The organism is Paenibacillus oenotherae (assembly GCF_019443105.1).
Lineage (GTDB): Bacteria > Bacillota > Bacilli > Paenibacillales > Paenibacillaceae > Paenibacillus_Z > Paenibacillus_Z oenotherae.
Window position 1 is genome coordinate 95,278 of the sequence record NZ_JAHZIJ010000003.1, and the last position, 23,166, is coordinate 118,443.

Below are 23,166 nucleotides of genomic sequence, written 5' to 3' on the forward strand. Positions count from 1 at the left end.
GGCGGCAAGTATGAATCGTGAGCTCAAGAAAGAGCAGACAAGGGTGCGAATTAAAGAGGCTGCGATGTCCTTGTTTGCTGAACAAAGCTACGAATCGACAACGATAGAGCAGATCGTGAAGCTCGCGGGTGTTGCGAAAGGGACTTTCTTTAACTACTTTTCGTCCAAGGACGATCTTATATGTGATTTGCAGGGACTATTCGTTATTGAAGAGATCGTGAAGCTGAAGGACAAGGGGGGACCGCTAATTCCCAAGATGCAGCTCATCATTTTTGAGCTTATGCAGCAGTTTCCGCTTAACAAGCAGCTGACCAGGGCGCTGTTTCAAGCCATCTTGGGGAGCGAGAAGGCGCTGGATAAACACAGGAAGCTGATAGCCGATCTGAAGGATGCAATCATTCCGCTTGTCGAGAGCGGGCAGGAGTGCGGGGAGCTGCGCAAGGAAATACCGGCCGCTGACATTACGCAGATCGCGCTTCATACGTATTTCGGCACGCTCATTCTATGGTCCATGGATGAGGATGAAGAGAAGCTTAATGAACATATGGTCGTTACATTCGATCTTTTCTTCAAAGGGATTGTTTCGTAAAGGGGCGATGCGGATGCGAACAGCAATAACGGATTTGGAATTTCTGAATTTAAGCAGACTGGTGTACGATGACAGTCTTGTTGCATGTGATCAGGTGGCAATCAATTGTGATAAATCTGGCAATACAAGCGTATGGCATGTCATATCGGTCTTAAATGAGGAACAGTTCACCGAGAAGCTTGGCAATCTTGGTTTTTTTGGCGTGGCCTTTCAAAGAGTGCATGATGACAATCGCTCGGGCGAGGTCGTAGTCGCTACCCGTGGTACAAGTTCATTAATCGACTGGTATGACAATGTTTATGAAACCCATTTCATGTCATTCCAGGTCATGTCGGGAAAACGTTTGATGGAAGACACCATTCGCGTGCTGGGAGAGCGTTATGCGCATACGCCGATCTGCTTCACCGGTCATTCCTTGGGAGGGAAGTTAGCGCAATCCTTATATTACTTGGCTTATTCAGAGCAAATCAATTCTGGAGGGAAAGTAATCCCGCAGGAGAACATAATGAAAGCGGTAGTGTTCAACTCCGCGACCATTATCGGCATAAGCAATCATCCCTTCAATAATGGTGCCAAAGAGTTTTCCAGCTACAATGTGAAGCATTATTATCTGGATGGCGAAATGTTGAATACGGCTTTAGATACGCTGCCGATCGGCATTCATCTGGGAAATACGATCAAGCTTTCTTTCTCCAAAGGGCAAAAGTATATTGTCGGTAGCCGCAAGGGAGAGGATGTTCACGGCGACAGTGCGGCATTGCGGCATGTATTGTCGTATGAGAATTTTGATTACTATATGGATGCTGATGGTAATTTCATGGAATTGGGCGGCGGCTTGCGCTTGGAAGGCAGGAATGATTCCGATACGATCCGGGGAATGAATCTTGCTGATACGATCAATGGACATGCAGGCGATGATCTGTTATATGGCATGGACGGCAACGACTCCATTACTGGCGGGCAAGGCGCTGATCTCATCGATGGCGGATCGGGCGATGATGTGCTCTCTGGCAACGAGGGCCATGATCTGATCATTGGCGGTGCCGGTAATGATGTGCTCGAAGGCGGCGTCGGGATGGATCAGCTGCAAGGCGGGGAAGGCAATGATCGTTATATTTATAAGAAGGGGGACGGTATCGATTATATAAGTGAAGGAGGACCCGCTTCGTATGCGGATGGCAGTTATTTGAACATGCGGGATACGCTCCAGATTGTGGGCTATACGATACAAGAGGCCAAGTTCAAATTCATCAAGTCTGACAACTTCGACAGCTTGGCTTACTTTGATGTCATGATTTATTTTGAAACTTCGCCAGGTGTAATTACGGATAAAATAACGATCAAAAACTGGTCCACCTATAATCAGATCAGAGTGGACAACCGCATGGTCGAAAGACTTATATTCGTGGCAGCCGACGGCGGCATGACGAATGAATATAATCTGGAGGCAATTGTGTCCTACAGCGTAATGAAGCTTGGTGACAAGCCTATCGTGGTCAGCGGTACTGATCTTGCCCGGTTTCGGATTGTGTGAATCCGAGCACCGCGCACGGTGCGAAAAAAACTTGTCCAACTGTGGTTTGACGGCAGCATGATGGAGTAAGAAGCCTGCGAATGTGCATGAATTTCGGCTGCAAGACGCTGTAGATGGTAACATTCCTGTGATCGTGCATGAATTTGAGGAAAAATCGGCCGATAAAGGGAAACGAAGGTGAAATACCTGCACGCTGGCAGGCATTTCACCTTCATGGGATCAGAAACGAGAAAAAAACTGCCGTTTCGCATGTTTCGCCTGGCTTAGCTCACAGCACGCGAAGCTATAGAAGAGTTGCCCCACTCACTGGGGCTGCTCCTGTATCTATTCGTTCATCGCCTGCAGCCGCTTCGTCAGCGTCTCCAGTTGAACGGCGCTCTCGGCCACGGAGTTGATCTTGCTGTCCTGGGTTTCGAGTCCAGCGAGCATCTCCTGTACGGAGGCCATATTCTGCTCAGTGGAGGCGGCGATCTGCGACATCTCCTGCGCAACGGTGTGGCTGATGCTCTGAAGCTCGCGGACAAGCTCGGCCACAGCTTCGGACTGTGCCAGCACCTCTGTCGTATTGCCTGCAACATCACGGAAGACGCTGTCTACCGTATTCGTCGCCTTCAGGCTGACTGCGGCGGCTTGCTGTCCAAGCGCCACCTGATCGGTTAACTCAAGCGTTCGTACACGGATATTCTCCACGATGGACGCAATTTCTTCTGCGGCAAGACGTGACGTATCGGCCAGCTTGCGCACCTCGCCTGATACAACGGCGAAGCCCTTGCCATGCTCGCCTGCACGTGCAGCCTCAATCGCGGCATTCAGCGCAAGCATGTTCGTCTGGTTGGAGATAGCTGTAATTTTGAGGACGATTTCGCTAATCTGCTCATTCTGGGTATTCAGCTCGTGCATCCGTTCCGCCGTTGCCATAATAATATCGGCCACGCGAGATACCTCTTGAGACAGGATGCTCATCTCGCTGCTTCCGGAACCGGTCAGCTCTTGCGTTGATTCTGACAGGCCGCGCAGTACAGTAGCATTCATCGACGCTTGCTTTACGTGGCTGTCCATCTGTTGAACAGCATCGCTAACATCGCTAATACTGCGGGTTTGCGTTTCAATGCTGACGGACATCTCAGAGAAAGAAGTCGTCATTTCTTTGGAGATCGCCCGGGTAGTCATCGTATGGCCGCTCAGCTCGGAGCTGAATTGCTCCAGTACTTGAGCCGAGGATTGAAGCTGCTCCAGCATATGCTCGGATTGTTCCTTGGCGACGATTGTCTCATCATGCTGAACCAGTACTTGATCCTGCAGCCGCTGCCCGAATATGGAGGCTGTCAGCATAGAGCCGGCCGTTAAGACGAAGAACAAATTAAAGGAGATCAGGCTGTCATCCTGAAAAGCGCCAAAAATCTCTTCGCGATACTGGAACCAGAAAAAATTCGTGTACAGCAGCCCGAACAGGGAAGACAGCAGCATCGGCTTGTAGTTATTGTAGAGCGAGGCGACGCCGAGACTGACGTAAACCATCAGATAGGTCGTTAGAATCGGGCCGGTAGTGATGAGAACATAAGTAATGATGGCAATGCTGATGACAATAAAGTACATGAGGTAGTTGATCAGCCAACGCTTGTACATAAGGAGTGTCAGCACGCCCCCCGTTGCAACGCCTGCATAGATAAGGGCAAGTATGGAGTCTAGTCCCGTATCCGTTACGATGTCTCCTAATAGGCCAATGCCGAGGAAGCACCATACGAGTATGACGAGCAGCTTATTCCTTTTGTGCAAGATGTCTGTTTTGTTCAAAATAATCTTCCCCCTAACCGAATGTTCATACGCGAATCACACTAGCTATGAGATCAGAAGCCTGTTAGTTCACCATCTCCCCGTATTGCAGCGGCATGATGTGCAACATTCGGATGCAAGTAACCGATGCCTTCAAATTGTTGACCGCTTGCCGTCTTGCCTGTCAAAGCGACACGAATATTGTCACGTTCATGAAAAGCTTGCAGCAGCTCCAATTGTGTCATTCCGTCAACCTCGATATACCAGAGCCGATAGCCTGTATCTGTCACAACGACGAGCCCGGCAGATGTGTATTGCAGTCTCGTTGTTTGATCGTCATAAGTGATAGACAGAGATTCCAACTGATACGTGTCCAAGACTTAGTGCCTCCTTCTTAAGACCTTTCAGGCGAGAAAATTGTCGAACTGAAGTCCTGTCTAGATTGTAATGTCGGAATGCGAATTTTGCAACAATTTACAGTGTTTTTTTGTTAGCTGGTATCAGGGGGGGGGGAGAGGGGTGGAAAAAGAGAAACCGGCTCATGCCCCTCTATCCAACAAGGTCATGAACCGGTGTCTAAAAGTTCTGCGGAGCGGCTTCTGCAGCGTATGAAATAAGCATCCTCAAGCGTAGTCAGCTGCCGGGTGAACTGCGGAGCGGGCGGCTCGTTGCCGAGAAGCCGCACGTTGCAATGCTGCTCATCTGTCCGCATGTGCAGTACATGAGCCGGATCAAGATGATGGTAATGGACGGCGTCTATCTCTCCCTCCCATACGCCAAGCGGCAGATCGCTGATCCATTCCTCAAGTGTGCCGTGGAATTGCGCCTCTCCTTCGTCCAGCCATAATACTCTGTCGGACCAGGCCTCCCATTCATTCAGCTCATGAGTGGAGACGACGATCGTCCGATTGCGGGAATGTGCAGCCACGAAACGGATGAAACGGAGCCGTTCCAGCGAATCCAGCGCATTAAGCGGCTCATCCAGAAAAATATACGGCGGTGATCCGATCCACGCCTGTGCAAGGGCGATACGCTGCCGTATCCCTTGCGGCAGGGTCTTGATCCTGCGATTCCGGAAGGGCATAAGATGGAAGGATTCCATCAGTCGGTCAAGCTCGCCGGGAGCGGCTCCTCCCTTGAGCTCTGCGAGATAATAGAGCAGCTTCTCCGTCTTCATCTCTTCATACAGCTCAATGCCGGTCGGGACGAAGCCGATCTGCGAGCGAATGTATGGCAGGTCGCGGTCTGCCGTCAGGCCGTTGTAGCAGATATCCCCTTCATTGGGGAATTGGGCGGTGGCCAGGAGCTGAAGCAAGGAGGATTTGCCTGCTCCATTGCGCCCGACCAGCAGGGTGATGCCTGGCTTGATAGCCAGTCTTGGAATGCGCAGGCGGAAGTCAGCCCGTTTGCGATTCCATATGAGCTGATGCAGTTCCAGCATGGATGTCATGCCTCCTCTTCTCGTAATTGCAGTGGGCAGCTTGCTAGGGCAGCAGCTTGATTCCGAAGCTTCTGCGGCAGGCAAGTGCGAGAAGCAGAAGTCCCGCAGCCAGCGCTGTTCCTTGCATGGAGATCCAGTTCCGGTGATCCGCCAGATTGCTTATCGGGGAATCAACCTGTGTGATGCTCAGCCAGCCGATCCATAGAATGACCGCGCAGAAGAAAGCAGACTTGAAGCCTTTCCACATCAGCACATAAGCAGTTACGCCGCTCAGAAGCAGCAGGAGCGACAGCCATTGGAGCATGAACGGGAGAAGAGGAAAGGCTTCGACCTTTGCATCCATATAGATAGAGCCCGCAATGCCGAACAGCAGATTGAGGCCGATGACAATCATCATCCGCACGATAAGGAGCAGCGCGGGAGGATACGGCGTGATACTTTCGATTATGCGCATTTCCTTGTTCCACGTCCGGAAGCTGTAGGCAAGGGAAGCCAGCAGCAGGGCAGGCAGCACGAAGGTAAAGGTATTTCCAACCGTAGTGTGGGAAATTTGGCCTTCGGTCGGCAGCATGTAGAGCAGCATGCCGAATACGAACAAGCTTGCGAGCCAGTACATTCTGGAATACGAGGACAGCTGTGAGCGCATAAGCCGAATGAGGGAAGGCCGACGGGAGCGGACGGATTCTCTTCTTGTGAAACGTTCCGCCTCTGCCGACTCCTTCAAGGTGTCGAAGGCTGGCTGAAGCGCTTTGATCAGCATGTTCGTATCGATAGAGGATACAGGCTTGATCATCATTTGCGACAACGGCTGGCGAAGCTCATCCTCGAGCTCTTTAATTTCATTGTCTTTTGGCGCGCTCATACCGGTTGCCTCCCTTGTTCTCCTTCATCTCTGTTTGCTCAGGACGAAGACGTGATTTTAATTTGCGTAAACCGTTATATAAATGGGTTTTGACCGAGCCTAGCGGCAGGCTGAGAATATCGGCAATATCCTGCAGCTTCAGATCCTGATAGAAGCGCAGCGTAATAATCTCTTTCTGAACCTCAGGCAGTGAATCCAGCGATTGCTGCATTTCCTTCCGCGTCTCCTGCCGCTCGGCGAGCTCCACAACGGAAGGGCTTGCATCCCGCTGCTCCGGCGGCTCCTCGTATGGGAAACGGTCGGTTCGATACTGAGCGCTCTTCCAGTAGTCGCGGCACATGTTAAGGGCTACCCGATACAGCCAGGCCTGGACGTTGTCGGGCGCCGCCTTGCGCTGCAGCTGCTTGATCAGCCGAAGAAAGGTCTCCTGGACGAAGTCCTCGGCTTTGCCCGCATCATTCAGCTGGCGCTGCAGAAACCCGGATAATGGCGCATGATAGCGGTGGATCAGCGCTTCGAAGCATGCCTGATCGCCAGCGGCCATTCCCTGCAGCAATTCATCATCTGTCACGTCGTATCACCTGCCCTTCTCTTCATTCCACACGTTCAGCCAATTCTGCCAATTGATTGCGGGGTATTGATACTGTTGATTGCCCCTGTAATTAACGATGAGGCCTCCATGTTCGTTGAAGTCCTCTATATACAGTCCTTGGTCGAGGAAGCGTTTCAGCACTCTTTTGACCAGCTCGCCGTTGCCTTCCATATAGGCTTCCTTGATCTTGTTGGACAGTGGTTCTCCCAAGGCGAACCATCCGTAGATAATGGAATCACGGGCCAACTGCTCACGAGGAAGTCCATCCAGATGCTCCAGCGACAAAATAAGCGCGCGGATCTCCTGAATCATGGAATAATCTTCATTGGGGTCCTTATAATCCTCCCAATTATTCACATGCTGGTGCATATTAACAAGGTCGCCAAAGATCAATTTGCCCATTACCCGCTGCAGCTGATCAAAGCCAAATCCTTGATACTTGGTTGCGCTAATATAGATCGTATTTCCGTTGGCATAGCTTTGGCCCGTGTTCACCGAGTTCCAGATCAGCTGGTTCATCGGAAAATAAACAATCTGCCGGATGGCATCAAGCGGCTCGCCCAGCCATGCTTCATAATAGCTGCGCTTTCGCTTCAGCTCCTGCAGAAACGCCCTGCTCTCCTCCACATTGCCGGCTGTCGTAACAATAGTAACCGGTTCACCCTCGATACGGACCGTGCGGAAATCCCCGCCGATCAGCTCAGGAGCTTCAGCCGCATGCCGGGCAAAATGCCTCCTCTGGGGCGTATCATCAGGCGCCGCAGGAAGAGAGGAATAGATCGGGCCATGGAACCCACTTACTGTCAATTCAAAGTCTGCACGCAAGTAGCGGATTATATCCCCTCTGGGCAGCAAATTGAGATTATCGCTGTAAAGTCCGCTGCCGCCAGGCAGCGGGAACCAGCCGAAATGGCCAGGCAGAAAAACATTATGGCCGACTGCGAATGCCGCATAGCTCTCGGAGCTGTAATTCGGCATCCATCTATTAATTGTACCGCTATAGCCAATCGCAATGGAATGCTGGTCGCCTGCCGTATCAAGCAGCCTTGCCTGCTCGAAGGAAATAAACGGGCCATCCTGCTGCCAAGGGATATCGGCGCCATCCAGCTTGAAGGAATGAACCTTCAGCAGCGGGTCCAGCAGGAAGGAGACAAAGCCTTCCTTGTGCGGCTTCACTTCTTCGATCATAGGAGCGGATGGAATCAATCGGCCGTCCTTGTCTGTAGGCAATAAGATATCAGCGGTCATCTCAAGCCGATCGTCAGGATGCCGCATCACATCCAGCTTCATGCTGTCAATGCGGAAGGTATAGGGCTCATGCGGCAGCATGACGGCGGTCTGCGGCGGCGCGGCGGCGCGCATGGCATCCAGCTGCCCATACCTGTCCTTCCACAACATGCCGTAAGGGATATACGAGATGCCTGACAGGAGCAGGGCTGCCAACATAATGATGGCGGGCATCGCCGGCCTGCGCACAGGTCTGACCCGGGCGACCAGCGCAGCAGTCGCGGTCAGCATGAACAAGCTGAACAGGGCCACGAACGGTAGTAACAGCTTATACTCCAAAGAATTTAACCCGTAGAACCAGCCTTCATTCGTCATTAACGATGAGTTGCTGATGAGATGGTTAAAGCTAAAAGCTTTAAGCGGATGCCATTGGAAGCTGCTCGCCAGAAAAATAGGCACAAACAGGGAGCCGAACATCCAGCCGCAGAACGCGATCGGCAATGAGAACCTGAGCGGCATCAGCGCTCCCAATATAAGTCCGAGCGCTACGGCCGCTGCGAACGACATTTCGTACAGCATACTGAAGAACAGAACCGGCTTCATCGCTGAAGACCAGGGAAGCCCATGCTGCCAGACCAATATAAGGTAGGCTGCTTGAGCGGCCACGGTGAACAGGCTGCTGTACAGAAATCCGGCGATCCATTTGCTCGCGATAATAACGCCATTCGGAACCGGCAGGCTAAGGCTCCACTCGTAGATACTGCTTAGCGTATCGCGGCGAATGAGCAGTACGCCGAGCAGAATAGGCACGGCCATCGCAAACAGCATAATCATCGCATGAGCATCGACCGCATACAGGTTAATGTCGCCTGAGGCGTAGGAATCGGAGCTTGACCCTTCCAGCAGCATCCAGCCGAACGCGGGAAGGGGGAGGAGCAGCGGCCAGCGAAGCTTGGCCAGCAGTCTGAGCTCCAGTATTATTTGCAGCAGCAGAATCCTCATCGCCCGTTCACATCCGGCAAGCTGCCGATCAGCGCCAGGTAGCCATCCTCCATAGAAGGCACGGCGGCTGCGGCGTACGGACTGGGCGGTTCATCGGCGATTACTCTGCATAGGACGCCATCGGCTGTCTTGCGTGCTGCCAGCAGCCGCTCCTGTGCGATGGCTTGCCATTCATGATGGGATGCCTCCCACTCCCAGAGCCTTCCTTCGGCAAAATGAGCGAGGCCCGCGAGCCGTCCCTTATAATGAAGCTTTCCGTTTCCAAGGACGATGACATTGCCGCAGCTGGACTCTACATCGCTCAGCACATGAGTGGACAGCAGCACGACACTGGATAGCGCCAGCTCTGCTAATACATTGCGCAGTCTTACCCGTTCTTCCGGGTCCAGTCCGGTCGTCGGCTCGTCCACGATAACAACAACCGGACTGCCGAGCAGCGCTTGCGCGATGCCGAGGCGCTTGACCATGCCGCTGGAATAAGTGCGTGCAGGGCGGTCGGCTCTCGCGGTCAAATGAACGGTATGAAGGAGGCGCTCTACCTCGGCATCCTGCTCCTTGCGCGTTCCGATGCCTTTGAGCTTGGCGACATGGCGGAGCCATTCGCGTGCCGTCAGCTGCGGGTACATCTGGAAGTTCTGCGGGACGTAGCCGATCTGCAGGCGGACATTGCTGCCGCTGCGCACAGACAGGCCGTTGATCACAGCGTCTCCCGTCGAAGGGGCCAGCAGGCCGGCCAGCAGCCGCATCAAGGTGGATTTGCCGGCTCCATTGGGACCGAGCAGACCGTACATGCCTTGATTGAGCTGCAGGGATAGTGGCTCAAGCGCCCATATGCCTCTATATTTCTTACCTAAATGGGTAGCGGATAGCATGGATGTTTCTCCTCCTGATGCAATGACGATACGGTTATGAAAAAAGTTTTAACAAAGCTTTAGAAAGAGGCTAGACAAGAACACTGGAATGGTACAAACTAGTATTGATTAGGGGTTCACGGAATTAACTTCCAATCCATTATATCAAAAAAGCATCCTTGTCAAAGAAGGGGAATTTTGTGAGTAACTCCGATAGAACGGATCTATGCGTTGAGCCGCTCGGCGACAGAGCGCTAGTAGTGCGTCTTGGGGATTGCAAGGCGCCCGCAGACCCGCAAATGATGGCTGATACAGCCGAGCTGCTGCGGATAGTTGGGCCGGAATGGATGGAGGATGCAGTGTCTGCTTATGACACCGTGACAATCGTTTATGATCCTGTCAAAGTGTTGGCATCGATGTCAGAAGCGGAGCGTTCGCTGCGTTTGCCTTACGAGCAAACGATTGCGCAAGTAGAGAGCTTGCTGCATCGGGAACATAAGCATGCTGCGGGCAGGCCGCGGCTGATCGATATCCCTGTATGCTACGGCGGCGCCTATGGGCCGGATTTGCAGGAAGCTGCAGAACGCGCGGAGCTGAGCGTCCAATCGTTCGTAGAGCTTCATGCCTCTCCCGAATATACAGTGGCTATGATCGGTTTTATGCCCGGGTTTCCGTACCTGACCGGGCTTCCGCGGGAGCTGAGCCAGCCCCGCAAAGCATCGCCGCGCAGCCGCGTTCCGGCAGGATCGGTCGGCATTGCAGGCGGGCAGACGGGGATTTATCCCTTCTCTTCTCCGGGCGGATGGCAGCTGATCGGCAGAACGCCGATGGAGTTGTTCCGTTCGGCGGAGGAAGAGCCGTCCCTGCTTCGGGCAGGAGACCGTATTCGTTTCGTACCGATAGGCAAACAGCAAATGGAAGCATGGGGAGATCGATAATGAGCTTAACTGTCATGAAGCCCGGCTTCTATACGACTATTCAGGATTTGGGCCGCCCAGGCTGGCGGAGGGACGGTATTCCGCTAGGCGGGGCGATGGACCGTTATGCGCTGAGGACGGCGAATCTGCTCGTCGGCAATGAAGAAGGCGCGGCGGGGCTTGAGCTGACGCTCGTCGGACCAACCTTGACGGTGGAGCGCGATATGCTGCTGGCGATATGCGGTGCGCACATGTCGCCGCATATGGATGGCGAGGAGCTGCCGATGTGGCGGCCTCTATGGGCTGCCGCCGGATCACGGATCACATTCGGCGCGGCGCTTGCGGGCTGCCGCGCATACATCGCGGTGGCCGGGGGAATCCATGCGGCGGCGGTGCTTGGCAGCCGCAGCACGGATGTCCGCGCAGGCATTGGCGGCGTGGACGGCCGCCCGCTGCAGGCGGGCGATACGCTGCCATGCGGCGAGCGCGACAGCGCTGGCGGAGCGCGCGCCGCTTGGCAGCGTCTGTGGCGCGCGGAGCTTGCCGCGCGCGCCGGGGCTCAGCCGCGGGGCCGCAATGGCTTTGCGGCCCCGGGCTGGTTCGCGCCGCCGCTTGCCTACGGCGGCGGTGCAGCGGACGGCATCGAGCTGCGCGCGATGCCGGGGAGCGAATTCGGGCGGCTGAGCGCAGCGGCCCGAAGGGCTTTCTTCACGGAGCGGTATAACGTCGCTCCGGCATCGGATCGGATGGGGGTCCGGCTGGCTGGCCCCCCGTTAGAACTTAGCGACAGCACAGAGCTGCTGTCGCATGGCGTTGTCCCCGGCACGGTACAGCTGCCGTCCGGCGGCATGCCAATCGTATTGGCCGCTGATTGCCAGACGACAGGCGGCTATCCCAAGATTGCGCATGTCATTACAGCGGATCTGCCGCTGCTTGCGCAGGCCAGGCCGGGAGCTGCGATTACATTCCGCAGCGTGACGCTGGCCGAGGCGCAAAGAATCGAAATTGCCTTCGAGCGTGATATGCGGCAGCTTGCCGCAGGAATTTGTTGTCGGATGCCATAGTGATGTTACGCATCCGTTATTACTTCTATAATACTGGCTTCTGCTGTTCCAGTTGATCATGAGAGGGGAGAACGGCTCATGAGTATGAAGGGAGCTACACCCCAAGTGATGAGGGGATATAAACCCCAATCGAGCGGAATTCCAAGGCCGCCAACCGTCGATCTGAATTGCGACTTTGGCGAAGGCTACGGTGCCTATACGTTTGGACAGGATGAGGTTTTGCTGCAGTATGTGACGAGTGTTAATATTGCCTGCGGTTTTCATGCCGGAGATCCCCACACGATGCGCGAAGCGGTCGAGCGGGCGGCAGCTGCCGGCGTATCCATCGGCGCTCATCCTGGCTTGCCAGACCGACTGGGCTTCGGACGCCGCGAGATGGCGATCACTGCTGTGGAGGCCTATGATCTTACCCTCTATCAGGTAGGAGCGCTCTACGGCTTCGTTCGCGCTGCCGGCAGCACGCTTCGCCATGTGAAGCCCCATGGGGCGCTCTATCATATGGCGGGCCGGGACAGCGATATTGCCGAAGCTGTTGTGCGTGCGGTCAAATCGCTCGATGACGGGCTGCTCCTGTATGGCCAGTCCGGCAGCCTGCTGCTTGAAGAAGCGCAGAAGCAGGGAGTGAGGGCGGTATCCGAGGTGTTCGCTGACCGGACATATCGGAGTGACGGTACATTAACGCCGAGGAATATGCCGAATGCGGTATTGACGGAGCCGAAGGCAGCGGTCGGTCAAGCGCTGGACATGATTGTCCGCGGAGCTGTCCGCACTTCCGAGGGCATTGAGGCAGCTGTGCAGGCGGAGACGATCTGTCTGCACGGAGACGGTCCGCATGCGGTGCAATTCGCAGCTGCATTGAGACAGGGGCTCCTTGCTGCCGGCATTGTGCTGCAGCATCCACAATAGATCAGTTTGTTGAGAAGCCCGGCGGGCTTCAGAGTTAATCAACGTTTAGATAAAAAAGGCTCCTAACGAAAAAAGCGACTGATTTCGTTACTTTAGCAGAGAATGAAGGGGAAGCCTGCGTAAATGCAGGATTTCCGGTTTAAAATGACCGCAAATGCTGAAATGCCTGCGTAAGTGCAGGAATATTAAGCGGAAATGATTGATTGGAGCAAATGTGGTGGAAATACCTGCGTTTTGGCAGGCATTTCAGCTTCAGCACGCAGGAATGAGAAAAAAGCTGCATTATCGCAGGAAAGTCACCGTTTATGAAACACTTATTCGGCAGGGGATTTTTCACTAACCTGGTACATAGGTAATCTATAGCGATACAAGTAGCAGTAACAGTAGCAGTATCAAGTAACAGCAGCTGCATCAAGTAACAGCAGCAGTATCAAGTAGCAGTAGCAGTATCAAGTAACAACACCAGCAACACCAGCAAGTATCAGCAACTATCGTACTTATAGACATTATCTCTCATATCGGCAATGATAGGGCTGCATTTCTTGTCTCAGCGTTTCTCAAATCAGCATGAAGCTCAGAGTATGATCGCACACTGCAATATTTCGGCAAATCTATTCATCATACAATAAATAGACATCTTCTGGCTTTCCTTCAAAAAGGAGGACAACGTGTCAATTAACCGAGCGGAAAAAATTACGATTTGGACAGCCTTCGTCGCCATATCCGGCTTTATTATCATGAGAATTTTTCATGGTGAGTTATATGTATTGATCCCTGAACATACCTACTTGTTTATTCACTCCGGCACGGAATTCATCAGCTTTGCGGTTAGCTTCACCATGCTTGCGTTAGGCTGGCTTTTCTTTGCAAAATCGCTTTCCCGCCAGCGTCTGTACACGGCTGCACTGTTCGGTGTTGTCGGCTTGTTCGATATGCTGCATGCGCTCACAATGAAAGGCATGCCGTTCTATCAGCCCGTCGGCGATACGTCCATGACGCTAATTTTTGCCGCAATAGCTCAAATGACTGGCGCAATCGGCCTCTATTTTATTTTTCGCAAGGAGGATATGCCGATTGCTGCCACCCAAAGACTGCCTGTTGTCGGCACCGCACTAGGAATCGGAGCACTGCTCGCGATTATCATTTACTACCTGGCTGGACCCTCAGCGGAGCTGCTGACCGGAATGAGCCTCGTTGGTTTGCGTTCTGTAAGCAAAACGGTCATTCTCCTGTCTTATCTGATCACGATAGGAACTATTCTGTACAGCAACCGCAATGAACGCCCGCAGGCGCTGCTTACCATTGTGCAGTCAATGGTGTTCTTCCTGTTCGCGAATATTCAATTCATTCTTGGAAACAGCATGAATGACACCGATATGCTGTTCGGTCACCTGTACAAGCTTGTAGGCTATTATTTTCTGCTGAAGGGCATTTATTACGTTACGATCGAAGAGCCGTTCAAGCAGCAAAAGCGCTCGGATTCACGAATCAATTACTTGGCGTTTCATGATGAATTAACAGGACTTGCGAATCGCCGCTTGTTCGGTGAACGGTTGAATGCCGAGATGCAGCGGGCAAGGCAGAACGACAATCGGCTCGCAATTATGCTGCTCGATATTGACCGATTCAAGACGATTAATGATGCGCTGGGCCATTCCTTTGGTGATGAAATGCTGCAGGCTGTCTCGCAGCGCTTGCGCCATGCTGCCGCTAAGCCCGACCACGTATTCCGCATGGGAGGGGACGAGTTCGTCATCCTGCTGCCGGATCTTGAGAACAAGGCAGCAGCAGACAAGCATGCCCAAGCCCTTATGGGGTTGTTCGATGCGCCGTTCGTATTGGGCGAAGCGGAATATCATGTGACGATAAGTGTCGGCATTTCATTTTTTCCGCAGGACGGCGAATGCGTTGATGTATTGATTAAAAATGCGGACACTGCGATGTACAGCGCGAAGGTTCATCGCAATGAATTTGCGAATTATATGCCGGAGATGAATGTGACAGCACATGATCGGCTCCGCTTGGAGAGCGATTTGCGCAGGGCGCTGGAGCAGGAGCAATTCACGCTTGCTTACCAGCCGCTCGTTAATTTGAATACCGGCAAGGTAGTTGGTGTCGAAGCGCTTGTCCGGTGGCATCATCCACAGCGTGGACTGCTGCCGCCAGGAGAGTTCATACCGCTTACCGAAGAGAACGGTTTAATACTGCCGCTTGGCGAATGGGTGCTCAAGTCGGCATGCAAGCAGAACAAGGCTTGGCAGGATGCAGGCCTCCCGCCGATCATGATGTCGGTTAATTTATCTATGCGGCAGTTCCGGCAGCATGGACTGGCGGAGCGCATAATGGCGATTCTTGAGCAAACAGGAATGAATCCGCAATATCTGGACTTGGAGATAACGGAGAGTATGACGAGCGATGTGGAGTTTGCGACGGAGATGCTGACCAGCTTGAAGGCGATTGGCGTCCAGATCAGCATCGATGATTTCGGCACCGGATACAGCTCGCTGGCTTATTTGAAGAAATTCCCAATTGATAAGCTGAAGATCGACCGCTCCTTCGTTAATGATCTTGCTGAGGATGGCAGCGATGCTGCGATTGTAACGACCATTACAGCAATGGCCAAACATCTGAAGCTCAAAGTTACGGCAGAGGGCGTCGAGAATGACGAGCAGATTCGTTTTCTGCGTGATCGTCAATGCGAGGAAGCGCAGGGCTTTTATTTTACAAAGCCGATTCCTGCAAACCTGTTTGAGAATTGGTACAGACACCGCAACCAGATGGCCTGAAAAGGTACCGAGGTGAAAGGGGCCGTATCAGAATGAATCACAACGTTATCTCTGTGTTTATCTATGGCTCGCTGCTGCCAGGACAAGCGAATCATCACGTTGTGTCTAATAGGATGATTGCTGCACGTCCGGGACGCATTGTCGGCAGGCTTGTAGATGTTGGAGCCTATCCTGCTCTGATAAGGGATGAATCAGCCTTCCGTGAAGAGCGGTACGTTCGGGGGATGTGGATCGATGTCACTGAGAGCGGGCTGCAGGGAATGGATCAGCTTGAGGATTTTGGCGGCATAGAAGAGAGCAATGATTATGATCGCATATGGACGGCTGATGCCGACTGTTCGGAGCAGTGCGGCTGGGTATACATCTGGGACTCGCCCCGCGGCTGCCCTCCTATTATGGAGCAATACTGGCCGGAGTTCTGCAAGAACAGGATGGCTGCGGAATAATAGCACGTTAAAAGGCAGCTGCAATACTTCCTGACGGGAGGAGAGGAGCAGTCCCATAACGGGGAACATTCCTGCGCAAAGGCAGGATTTCTCTCGTTTCAGCCTGCTTAAAGACGAAATGCTTGCCAAAGTGCAGGTATTCCGTCTTATTTTCTTCGAGCGGCCCATTGCTGCGGTCAATTCCAGCCTCCTCGCATGTATTTTATCTCCTAGTGCTGTCTTTGGCTGAAATTCCTGCACTTTCGCAGGTTTCCTTCTCTGCCTTCTGAGTAGGGAGCACATCAGATATCTCTCATTTGGAGAACCAGGCAGCCTATCGATTGAGATCACAGAAGAGGGTTGTTCTCTATGCGCATGACCAGCGCGTTAGTGAACAACCCTCTTTGGTATAGGTCAGCAACGGATTGGCCTTTCATGCCAATCATCTCCTTCTGCTGCTCCCCTGAGTTGGGATCAACGAACGGGCTATCCTGCTGTTCGCCCAAGCCAGAATAACCGATCTCGCTCTGCAGTTGGTGGAGCTTGCCGAAATTAATGATCTGGCTGCTCTGCTGTTCGCCCAAGCCAGAATAACCAATCTCGCTCTGCTGCTGCTGGCCGGGCTTGCCGAAATTAAGGCTGCTCTGCTGATTGCCTGTGCCGGGATGACCAATCTCGCTCTGCTGGTCTGGCTTGCCAGAATTGATGATCCGGCTCTCCTGCTGCTCGCTTAGGCGGGGGCCCACATTCTGGTTGCGCGGCTTCTGGTTCTGGAAAGGATCAGCATTCTGGTTATTATGCTTGATCGGATCGATAGTCTCGGCGTTGTCGCCTGACTTGTTGTTCTGAACGCCCTCTATGGGGTCGCTGCTAATTCCAAAGTCTACAGTTCCATAATCGTCCCCGCGATTAGGGTTCAAGGAATTAAGGCCTTGCTTGACATTAAGAGCAGGATAAGTGATGCCGAGAACGATCAGTCCGCATGCGGATGTGTACACACTGATTCGCTTAACGGAATGAATAAGCGATGTCCCGTCGTCACGATGGATGCGTCTGCGACGAATCGATTGTCTCCATGCCAGCAGTGCAGCAGCTGACAGCATAACGAGCGTAATAATGAGCAATTCGGTGCCTGCCGGTACCGGCAGAGGATAGAGAAGCAGATAAATGCAGACCAGAGCGCCGATGGTTAGCGATTGAACGGGAACGACGAGCCGTACATCGGCAGCAGCCCTTCGCTTCGTGCGGCTGGCAGCGTCATGCCTGTTGTCTGGCACCAGCCGGGCAAGCTGGAGCAGCCGGGGCAGTGCAAGTATAATAACAGCTGCAAGCGGAGCCATGACTAACGGGATATAGAGTAGTGTGTTCCATATTAGAGAGGGACTCCATGTGACCGCGTACAGGAATATCGATATGATAATTGCGGCCGTCATCCCCATCAGCGCCAGTAGAGCCAGATTGAAGCGGGCAGAGCGGCGCATATGTGTCACTGTATTCCGGTAGGCGATGCTGCCGATACCATATCCGGCAAAAAGCGCAAATAAAAGAAAGACAAGTGCAGCAATTCCAGTTGCGGAGGCAAGCTCTTCCGACATGATAATTCCTCCAGTTCGTTTCACTTCTCTTATCTTACAGGTAAGGCCCGGGCAGATGAATTGTCTGGGGTCTAGTATTGAAACCGGACTTAAGTCTTGGCTTACAGGGTTGCTGGGGCCTAATATGAAAAAACCTCCAAAGCCACCGCAAAGGGACTCTGGAGGTACAACTTCGCAGCAAGCTTACAGGTCGCCCCAGTTCAGGTTGGAGGATTTGCTGTAGTTGGTTACTTTTTGCTCGAAGAAATCGGTTTTCATGCCGTTCATGTTGCTGAAGCTTTCGACCCATTTCATTGGATGCTCCACAATCTCCGGGTAAAGGATGTCCAGACCAAGCTTGCGAAGACGCTCGTTGGACAGGAACTTAATGTATTGATCGATAATTTCGTTCGTTATGCCGGCAATTTGATTGTTCGTAATGTATTGGCCCCACTCGATTTCATGCTCGACGGCAGTGCGCATCATTTGGCGCAGCTCTTCAACAAGCACAGGAGTGAACAATTCCGGATTCTCCTTGCGGACTTCACGGAAGATGCCTTGGAACAGGGCGAGGTGAGTCAATTCATCCCGCTGAATATATTTGATCTCGGATACGGTTCCGAGCATTTTGCCTTGACGACCGAGCGCATAGAAGAAGCTGAAGCCGCTATAGAAGTAGATGCCTTCAAGAATATAGTTCGCCATAATCGTCTTGATCAGGTTCTGGGACGATGGGTTGGCAATGAAATTCTCGTACAGGTCGGTGATAAAACGGTTCCGCTTCAGCAGGTTCTTGTCTTCACGCCACAGGTTGTAGATTTGATCGCGGACTTCCGCTGAGCAGACGCTATCAAGGATATAGGAGTAGGATTGGCTGTGTACCGCTTCCTGGAACGTATGGACGGTAAGGCACAGGTTAACCTCTGGCGCTGTAATATACTCATTCACGTTTGGCAGGTTCGCCGTTTGGAGCGAGTCGAGGAAGATCAGGAAGCTGATGATTTTATCGTAGCTGTTGCGCTCGGAAAGCGACAGATTGCGATAATCCTTCGCGTCTTGGGCGAGAGGGATTTCCTCGGGAATCCAAAAGTTGTTCATCATCGTCCGGTACATCTTGGTTGACCAATCGTATTTGACATTATTAAGCTCGATGAGGTTGGTCGTGTTGCCGCCGATCATGCGGCGCTTGCCCCAGTCGCGGTCGCCATCCTCATTGAACAGCTTTTTCTTCTGTAACTCCATGGTTGTTCCTCCTTCATTACTTAACACAGCATCAAGCGCATATGATTGAATGGCGATGGATCACGTCCAGCGCTTGTTGTAACAGCAGTTCCCACTGGCAGCAAAGCTGCAGCGCTCTAGGCGCTGCAGCTTACGCAATCTTCCACTTCAAGACTTTTGTTGCGGCAATAGTATACGGTCTTGAGACCGTTCTCCCATGCGGCCATGTACAAATCAAGGAATTCCTTGGCTGTATATTCCGGCGTAATATACAGGTTGAAGGATTGTGCCTGATCGATGTGACGCTGGCGGCGGCCCGCTGCGCGGATGCTCCAGTGCTGATCAATGTGATGGGCTTCCTTGTAGAACCAGAATGTCTCGTCATTCAAGTTCGGCGCAGTTTGCGGAATGACGGCATTCTTCTTCTCCTCAACGAAGAACTTGTTGAAGATAGGGTCAATGCCTGCTGTAGATCCCGCTATGAGCGATGTTGAAGCGGTAGGCGCGATAGCGAACATCCAGGCGTTGCGTACGCCATGCTCTGCTACATCAGCCTTTAGTTTCTGCCACAATGGCCCTTCATAACCACGGCGGTCAAAAAACTCTCCGGTCTGCCATTCGCTGCCTTCAAATACGCGATAAGCGCCTTTTTCCTTGGCAATTTCCATGGATGCCTTCACTGCGCAGTAGTTAATCCACTCATACAGCTCGTCTGCACGATCCAGATGCTCCTCGGATTCCCATGAGATGCCGTTCAGAGCAAGCCATTGATGATAGCCGCTTGTGCCAAGGCCGACGGCGCGGTACTTCTGGTTCGTAATTTCCGCTTGCGGAATCGGGTAGTGGTTCAGGTCGATAACATTATCCATCATCCGCATTTGACAAGAAACAACCTCTTCAATCTCTTCCTTCGTGCGTGTACGGCCAAGATTCAGTGAAGACAGGTTGCAGACCACATAATCGCCGCTCTTCACCTGTGTTGTAATGATGCCGTCCTCATGCGTTGTAGTGACATATTCCGTCGGGCTCATGTTCTGGCAAATTTCTGTACACAGATTGGAGCAGTAGACGATGCCTTTATGTTTATTCGGGTTCGCGCGATTAACGGTATCCCGATAGAAGATGAAGGGAGTGCCAGTCTCGAAGGAGCTGGTCAGTATTCGTTTCATAATGTCGATGGCAGGAACCTCTTCACGAGATAGCACCGGGTTGTTCACGCACTCCTCATAGCGGCGCTCCCACTCATCGCCCCACGAATCCTCAAGCGCCCAGCCCATGTAAGAGCGAACCTCATGCGGATCGAACAGGAACCAGGAATCGCGCTCCTGCACCTTGCGCATGAACAGATCGGGAATACATACGCCAGGGAAAATATCATGTGCCTTCATCCGGTCATCGCCGTTGTTGGTCTTCAGATTGAGGAAGTCAAGGATATCCTTGTGCCAGACGTCAAGGTAAACCGCAACAGCACCGGAGCGTACGCCAAGCTGGTCAACCGCAATGGCTGTATTGTTGTAGTTCTTGATCCATGGCACTACGCCGCCTGCGACGCCCTTGTAGCCTCGGATGTTGGAGCCGCGGCTCCGTACCTTGCCGATATAGATTCCCATGCCGCCGCCGAACTTCGATACTTGCGCGAAGCTGGAATCGACATTGTAGATGCCCCACAGATTGTCCGGCACCGTATCGATAAAGCAGCTGGACAGCTGATGGAACGGCTTGCGCGCATTCGCCAGAGTAGGGGTTGCGACCGTCATCTGCAGACGGCTCAGCACATCGTAGAACTTGCGGGCCCAGCCGAGCTTGTCCGTCTCCTTCATGGCCAGATGCATGGCAACGCCCATGAACAGCTCCTGAGGCAGCTCCAGCACTTCGCCGTTATAGCCTTTAATGAGGTAACGGTCAGCCAAAGTCTTCAAGCCGATATAGTTGAACAGATAATCGCGTTCCGGCGAGATGTAGTTGCCGAGCTCGCGAATCTCATCGCGGGTATAGTGCTCCAGTATGTACTTGCCATAGAAGCCCTTCTCGGTCAAATAAGTAATGAGGGAATAGAAATCACCGTAACCGAAGTAGCCATACTTCCGGTTGATGGCAGATTCTTTATAGAGATCGTACACGAGCAGCTTTGCCGCAACGTACTGCCAATTCGGCTGTTCGATGCTGGTTTTCTCTACTGCTACTTGCGTGAGCGTACGCTGAATTTCCTTGGTCGTAATATTATTGCGGAAGTAAGGCAGCAGCGCCGTTTCCAGCTCGAGCGGATCGCAATCGTTGTAACCCACACATGAGAAATCGATGACTTTCTTTAATTTGGAGAAGATAAGTTCTTCTTTCTGGCCGTTCCTTTTAATAATATCCACGAGCGGTTTCACTCCTTGTAGATGGGTGTCGTATTTAACCCCTATATACACAATATCTTGATGACATTAAACTAAATTACACCAATATATAGTGTATGTCAAGGCATTCAGTTCGACATAAAACCGTGCCAAAAAGGGCTAATTTTTCCTTTGAAAAGACGATGAAAACTTGCCGTGACTCATATTTTTATAATCGTAAATGCTATGGAGGGACGAATGATGCCCAATAAATATTTATTAGTTGCTCATAAAAAGTTCGAATTTATGGAATGGTGTTGTCCCTGTTCGTTTAGTAAACTAATGGATGACATTGCCCATTGGCAGTCAATGTTCATCAAGGAGAGGAAGTGACATTTAACACGATGTTTGCATATCCGCGTTACATGGTTTCTATAGGAAGAGCATGTGCCGCACTGACTGCGGGCTTGCTGCTCATGCTGCTGCTGATCGGTTCGCCTGTCACGGTGGAGGCGCATGCGGAAATGGAGCGTGCTGTTCCTGAGCCCAATACGGGGATGGATACTTCTCCTCAAGCTGTAGAGCTGTTCTTCAACGAGGCCATTGAACCCAATGTCGGGTCGATTGCCGTGCTCGATTCGCGTTCGAAGCCGGTAACGGGGGAGAAGGCTGTGACTGGCAGCGACCGCAAATCGCTCCTCTTGTCACTGCCACAGCTTGGGGAAGGCGTATACACGGTGTCCTATCAGATTATTTCGGCTGACGGACATCCCGTCAACGGCTCTTACATCTTTGTCGTCGGCGATCCCCCTGAAGGGGTCGATGCTTCGACATTCGGTCCTCATAATGAGCTGGGGCATGAAGGGCATACTGCTTCGACCCAGTTGACCACGGGACAATTTATTATTTATGCGGCGCGAATTGCTTATTATGCTGTCATGCTGCTTGCAGCCGGACTTGTTCTATGGTCGGTTATGGGGGGGCGCCAAGACGCGCTGAAGGAGGCAGTAGGCCGATGGGAGCCGGTGGCGCTGCGCGCACTGCTCATAACTGCGCTTGTCTTTGTATTCGTCCATGCAAGAGATATACTGACTGGCTTTCCTAGTGAAGACTACAGCCGCCTGTTCCTTCATACCTCTGTGGGGCGCGGCTGGCTGGCACTGATTGTGCTGACCGTAGCCAGCTTCCCGCTGCTGCGGCTTGGCAAGGTTGTGCGTGTGCTGTGGGTGGCGGCCCTGCTGGGGCTGGAGAGCTGGAGCGGGCATGCGGTCGTGTTCAAGCCGGCTGCTGCGACTGTGCTGATGGATTTCATTCATCTGGCTGCATCTGCAGTGCTGGCAGGCGGGCTTGCGCTGCTGCTTGTGCTGTGGATTGCTGACCGGAAGGAAGCAGGGCGTTTTGCAGCGCGCTTCTCACGGGCGGCGCTAATTTCACTATCCCTGCTCATTCTAACCGGTGTCGGGATGACGCTGCTGTTCCTGCCAGGCTGGGACTATCTGTTCTATACCTCATGGGGAACGCTGCTTCTGGTCAAAACAGGGCTTGTCTGTGTCGTCCTCATTGTAGGGGGAGTACTGCATTTGCGTGCAAGGAGGGGCGATCTTCCGGCGTATTCGCTGCTGCGAGTCGATATCGGAGTTATGGCGCTTATTATCGCTGTCGCCGCGCTCTTTACTTATATTAGTCCGCTGCCGGCGAATGCGCCGGTCTATTATCATAAGATGGGCACGGATATGCATCTGACGCTCCGCATCTCGCCTAACAAACCGGGCGTCAACAAATTTACGCTCAAAGTATGGCTTCCAGACAAGGCGGGAGTGCCGAAGTCTACGCTGCTTCGTCTGCGGTCGCTGGATCGCGAGGAGATGGGGCCCATTGATGTGCCGCTTGAAGTGAACAAGGATGATAAAGATATTACGTCCTTCGAGGGGTTTGTTAAAATGGACTATAAGGCGGAAGGCCCTTATATCCCGTTTGCCGGAAGGTGGAAGGCGGAGATACGGGTAATGGATCAGGAGGATAACGAGAAGGTCGAGCAATACGAGTTCTCGAACTATTAATGATATCGGAGGGGAAACGGA

At 52.7% G+C, this 23,166-nt stretch carries 18 protein-coding genes; 8 read left to right on the forward strand and 10 right to left on the reverse strand.

Annotated features, from left to right (window positions below):
• Positions 1-10: 10 nt before the first annotated feature.
• Positions 11-589 (forward strand): TetR/AcrR family transcriptional regulator, encoded by a 579-nt coding sequence (locus K0T92_RS06695; protein WP_219871673.1) that lies wholly within the window; start codon positions 11-13, stop codon positions 587-589.
• Positions 590-602: 13 nt separating this feature from the next.
• Entirely contained in the window at positions 603-2,123 is a 1,521-nt protein-coding gene (locus K0T92_RS06700) for a Tle-like phospholipase domain-containing protein (RefSeq protein WP_219871674.1), read from the forward strand.
• A 324-nt stretch (positions 2,124-2,447) separates the two neighbouring features.
• On the opposite strand, the gene K0T92_RS06705 is transcribed toward K0T92_RS06700, so the two are convergent.
• The 7 genes from K0T92_RS06705 to K0T92_RS06735 all read right to left on the reverse strand — a co-directional run bounded on the left by K0T92_RS06705 (position 2,448) and on the right by K0T92_RS06735 (position 9,892).
• The gene (locus K0T92_RS06705) at positions 2,448-3,917 is read right to left on the reverse strand and encodes a methyl-accepting chemotaxis protein (protein ID WP_219871675.1); all 1,470 of its coding nucleotides are present in this window, start codon (positions 3,915-3,917) and stop codon (positions 2,448-2,450) included.
• A gap of 53 nt (positions 3,918-3,970) precedes the next feature.
• The gene (locus tag K0T92_RS06710; RefSeq protein WP_219871676.1) at positions 3,971-4,273 is read right to left on the reverse strand and encodes a hypothetical protein; all 303 of its coding nucleotides are present in this window, start codon (positions 4,271-4,273) and stop codon (positions 3,971-3,973) included.
• Positions 4,274-4,458: 185 nt separating this feature from the next.
• A complete protein-coding gene (locus K0T92_RS06715; RefSeq protein WP_219871677.1) occupies positions 4,459-5,337 on the reverse strand; it encodes an ATP-binding cassette domain-containing protein in 879 nt (292 codons plus the stop codon).
• Positions 5,338-5,380: 43 nt separating this feature from the next.
• Positions 5,381-6,199, reverse strand: coding sequence for a hypothetical protein (locus K0T92_RS06720; RefSeq protein ID WP_219871678.1), 819 nt, complete (start codon positions 6,197-6,199; stop codon positions 5,381-5,383).
• Positions 6,177-6,770: an RNA polymerase sigma factor gene (locus K0T92_RS06725; RefSeq protein ID WP_343223648.1), complete on the reverse strand. Its 594-nt coding sequence runs from the start codon at positions 6,768-6,770 to the stop codon at positions 6,177-6,179. The genes K0T92_RS06720 and K0T92_RS06725 overlap by 23 nt, the downstream gene beginning before the upstream one ends.
• A gap of 6 nt (positions 6,771-6,776) precedes the next feature.
• Positions 6,777-9,020 carry an ABC-2 transporter permease gene (locus tag K0T92_RS06730; RefSeq protein WP_219871679.1) on the reverse strand — a complete coding sequence of 748 codons (2,244 nt, stop codon included), beginning with the start codon at positions 9,018-9,020 and terminating at the stop codon, positions 6,777-6,779.
• Positions 9,017-9,892: an ATP-binding cassette domain-containing protein gene (locus K0T92_RS06735; protein WP_219871680.1), complete on the reverse strand. Its 876-nt coding sequence runs from the start codon at positions 9,890-9,892 to the stop codon at positions 9,017-9,019. The genes K0T92_RS06730 and K0T92_RS06735 overlap by 4 nt, the downstream gene beginning before the upstream one ends.
• Before the next feature lie 179 nt (positions 9,893-10,071).
• Between K0T92_RS06735 and pxpB the strand changes: the two genes are divergently transcribed.
• The 5 genes from pxpB (at position 10,072) to K0T92_RS06760 (ending at position 15,990) form a co-directional block, all read left to right on the forward strand.
• Positions 10,072-10,809: a 5-oxoprolinase subunit PxpB gene (pxpB, locus tag K0T92_RS06740; RefSeq protein WP_219871681.1), complete on the forward strand. Its 738-nt coding sequence runs from the start codon at positions 10,072-10,074 to the stop codon at positions 10,807-10,809.
• Complete coding sequence (locus K0T92_RS06745; RefSeq protein ID WP_219871682.1) at positions 10,809-11,852, forward strand: 5-oxoprolinase subunit C family protein; 1,044 nt, start codon at positions 10,809-10,811, stop codon at positions 11,850-11,852. Before pxpB ends, K0T92_RS06745 begins: the two co-directional genes overlap by 1 nt.
• Positions 11,853-11,960: 108 nt before the next feature.
• Entirely contained in the window at positions 11,961-12,758 is a 798-nt protein-coding gene (locus tag K0T92_RS06750; protein ID WP_219871891.1) for a LamB/YcsF family protein, read from the forward strand.
• 668 nt (positions 12,759-13,426) lie between these two features.
• Positions 13,427-15,544 (forward strand): putative bifunctional diguanylate cyclase/phosphodiesterase, encoded by a 2,118-nt coding sequence (locus tag K0T92_RS06755; protein ID WP_219871683.1) that lies wholly within the window; start codon positions 13,427-13,429, stop codon positions 15,542-15,544.
• 32 nt (positions 15,545-15,576) lie between these two features.
• Complete coding sequence (locus K0T92_RS06760) at positions 15,577-15,990, forward strand: gamma-glutamylcyclotransferase family protein (protein ID WP_219871684.1); 414 nt, start codon at positions 15,577-15,579, stop codon at positions 15,988-15,990.
• Positions 15,991-16,316: 326 nt separating this feature from the next.
• Here the strand turns inward: K0T92_RS06760 and K0T92_RS06765 are convergent, their stop codons facing one another.
• From K0T92_RS06765 to K0T92_RS06775, 3 genes are all read right to left on the reverse strand, one after another.
• On the reverse strand, positions 16,317-17,564 hold the full coding sequence (locus K0T92_RS06765; protein WP_219871685.1) for a hypothetical protein: 1,248 nt from the start codon (positions 17,562-17,564) through the stop codon (positions 16,317-16,319).
• A 183-nt stretch (positions 17,565-17,747) separates the two neighbouring features.
• The gene (locus K0T92_RS06770; protein WP_219871686.1) at positions 17,748-18,785 is read right to left on the reverse strand and encodes a ribonucleotide-diphosphate reductase subunit beta; all 1,038 of its coding nucleotides are present in this window, start codon (positions 18,783-18,785) and stop codon (positions 17,748-17,750) included.
• Positions 18,786-18,901: 116 nt separating this feature from the next.
• On the reverse strand, positions 18,902-21,127 hold the full coding sequence (locus K0T92_RS06775) for a ribonucleoside-diphosphate reductase subunit alpha (RefSeq protein WP_219871687.1): 2,226 nt from the start codon (positions 21,125-21,127) through the stop codon (positions 18,902-18,904).
• Positions 21,128-21,474: 347 nt separating this feature from the next.
• On the opposite strand from K0T92_RS06775, the gene K0T92_RS06780 reads away from it, so the two are divergent.
• Positions 21,475-23,145: a copper resistance CopC/CopD family protein gene (locus tag K0T92_RS06780; RefSeq protein ID WP_343223649.1), complete on the forward strand. Its 1,671-nt coding sequence runs from the start codon at positions 21,475-21,477 to the stop codon at positions 23,143-23,145.
• The last annotated feature ends 21 nt before the right edge of the window (positions 23,146-23,166 follow it).

Coding starts and splice junctions, on each gene's coding strand:
- K0T92_RS06695 (WP_219871673.1), top strand. CDS start 11: ATGAATCGTGAGCTCAAGAAAGAGCAGACAAGGGTGCGAATTAAAGAG.
- K0T92_RS06700 (WP_219871674.1), top strand. CDS start 603: ATGCGAACAGCAATAACGGATTTGGAATTTCTGAATTTAAGCAGACTG.
- K0T92_RS06715 (WP_219871677.1), bottom strand. CDS start 5,337: ATGCTGGAACTGCATCAGCTCATATGGAATCGCAAACGGGCTGACTTC.
- K0T92_RS06720 (WP_219871678.1), bottom strand. CDS start 6,199: ATGAGCGCGCCAAAAGACAATGAAATTAAAGAGCTCGAGGATGAGCTT.
- K0T92_RS06730 (WP_219871679.1), bottom strand. CDS start 9,020: ATGAGGATTCTGCTGCTGCAAATAATACTGGAGCTCAGACTGCTGGCC.
- K0T92_RS06735 (WP_219871680.1), bottom strand. CDS start 9,892: ATGCTATCCGCTACCCATTTAGGTAAGAAATATAGAGGCATATGGGCG.
- K0T92_RS06745 (WP_219871682.1), top strand. CDS start 10,809: ATGAGCTTAACTGTCATGAAGCCCGGCTTCTATACGACTATTCAGGAT.
- K0T92_RS06750 (WP_219871891.1), top strand. CDS start 11,961: ATGAGGGGATATAAACCCCAATCGAGCGGAATTCCAAGGCCGCCAACC.
- K0T92_RS06760 (WP_219871684.1), top strand. CDS start 15,577: ATGAATCACAACGTTATCTCTGTGTTTATCTATGGCTCGCTGCTGCCA.
- K0T92_RS06765 (WP_219871685.1), bottom strand. CDS start 17,564: ATGTCGGAAGAGCTTGCCTCCGCAACTGGAATTGCTGCACTTGTCTTT.
- K0T92_RS06770 (WP_219871686.1), bottom strand. CDS start 18,785: ATGGAGTTACAGAAGAAAAAGCTGTTCAATGAGGATGGCGACCGCGAC.